The organism is Halolamina salina, assembly GCF_042678005.1.
GTDB classification, from domain to species: Archaea; Halobacteriota; Halobacteria; order Halobacteriales; family Haloferacaceae; genus Halolamina; species Halolamina salina.
In genome coordinates, this window is record NZ_JBHUDH010000019.1 from 1 (window position 1) to 1491 (window position 1491).

Sequence of the window (1491 nt, forward strand, 5' to 3'; positions counted from 1 at the left end):
CGGGCGTCCGGACGCCGTAGTCGATCTCCCGGCCGGGATCGGCGTCCCGGACCTCGGCCCCGACGGTCTCGGTGCCGGACTGCCCGGGATCGAGCGGGATGTCGAACCCCCTCGGGGCGTACAGCGGGTAGGAGAAGTTCACCGCGCCGCGGAACGTCCCCGGCCCGTCGCCGACGTTCTCGGCGGTGATCGCGATGTCGAACGTCGTGTTGGGCGCGACCGTGTCGGGGGTGTCGACCGACCACTCCCACGCGGGCGGCGGCGCCGTCGCGAGGTCGGCGTCGAGTTCCCACTCCGCCGGCGCGGGGTCGCGGTCGAGTCGCAGCGTCGGCGCCGAGTCGAGTTGGGCGGGCGTCTCGAAGGCGAGCCAGCCCCGGCGATCGGGACCCTCGCGGTCAGGGGTATACGCGCTCCCGGGCACGTCGAGGTCGACGGGCATCCGGTGGGCCAGCTCCGCGGGGGCGTACTGCTCGCCGTCGGCGACCAGCGTGAACGCCGAGCGGGCGGGGACAGAGTCGGCCGGGCGGGCGTCGACGGTGACGAACACGAACTGGCCGTCGGCGGGCTGGATTCCGTTCCAGTCGACGTTCTCGATGTGGCGGTAGGCGTACTGGACGGCCGCGGCCTCGACGATCACGTCGGGGCGCGGAGCGGTCCCGGGTGCCGTGGTCGCCGTCGGGCTGTCCGTATCGGTCCCCGTGGCGGGCTCCTCGCCGATACAGCCGGCGAGTCCTGCGGCTGTGAGGGTAGCGAGATACGCGCGTCTGGAGGGCATTAGTTCGAGGTTCGGTCGGTCGGGGTAAGTGCTTTCTGCGAACCGACCTTTTGCTGCGGGCCCCAGAGGGCCCTTGCAAAAGCTCGACCAAAAGCCTGCGAGCCTCCCTCCGGTCGGCTCTTGGCCCGCTCACTCGCTCCGAGAGAGCTTCGCTCGTTCGCGGTGAGTAACCGGCCAGTAAAAACGGGAGAACGTGATCGACAGAGCGGTACGCGGGTCGGCGGGCGGGTGTGAAGTTAGCTACTCGCCGAATTTCACATCGCGCCGCCCATGCCGCCCATGCCGCCCATGCCACCGGCGCCGCCCTCGTCCTCGTCGCCCGAGGTCGAGAGGTCGCCCGCGGCGATGATGTCGTCGATTTTGAGCACGAGGTTCGCGGCCTCGGTGGCGCTGGAGACCGCCTGCTCCTTGGCGTGGGCAGGCTCGACGACGCCGGCCTCGAAGGTGTCCTCGACCTCGCCGCTGAAGACGTTCAGCCCGGCGACCTCGTCGCCGGCCTCGTGGGCGGCGCGCAGGTCGACCAGCGTGTCGATGGAGTCCAGCCCGGCGTTCTCGGCGAGCACGCGCGGGACGAGTTCGAGCGAGTCCGCGAACGCCTCGACCGCGAGCTGCTCGCGGCCGGTGACGCTGTCGGCGTACTCGCGCAGGCGGCTGGCGAGCTCGACCTCGATCGCGCCGCCGCCGGCGACCACGCGGCCGTCGGAGACGGTCGTCGC

Annotated in this window: 2 protein-coding genes; both read right to left on the bottom strand. The window is 71.6% G+C overall.

Translation table 11 applies throughout. The annotated features are described in order from the left end of the window. Positions 1-775, bottom strand: a 775-nt coding sequence (locus ACFR9S_RS02425) for a hypothetical protein (protein ID WP_379817990.1), incomplete at its 3' end; no start/stop codon positions are given. A gap of 254 nt (positions 776-1029) precedes the next feature. Continuing rightward, positions 1030-1491, bottom strand: a 462-nt coding sequence (locus ACFR9S_RS02430) for a TCP-1/cpn60 chaperonin family protein (protein ID WP_379817991.1), incomplete at its 5' end; no start/stop codon positions are given.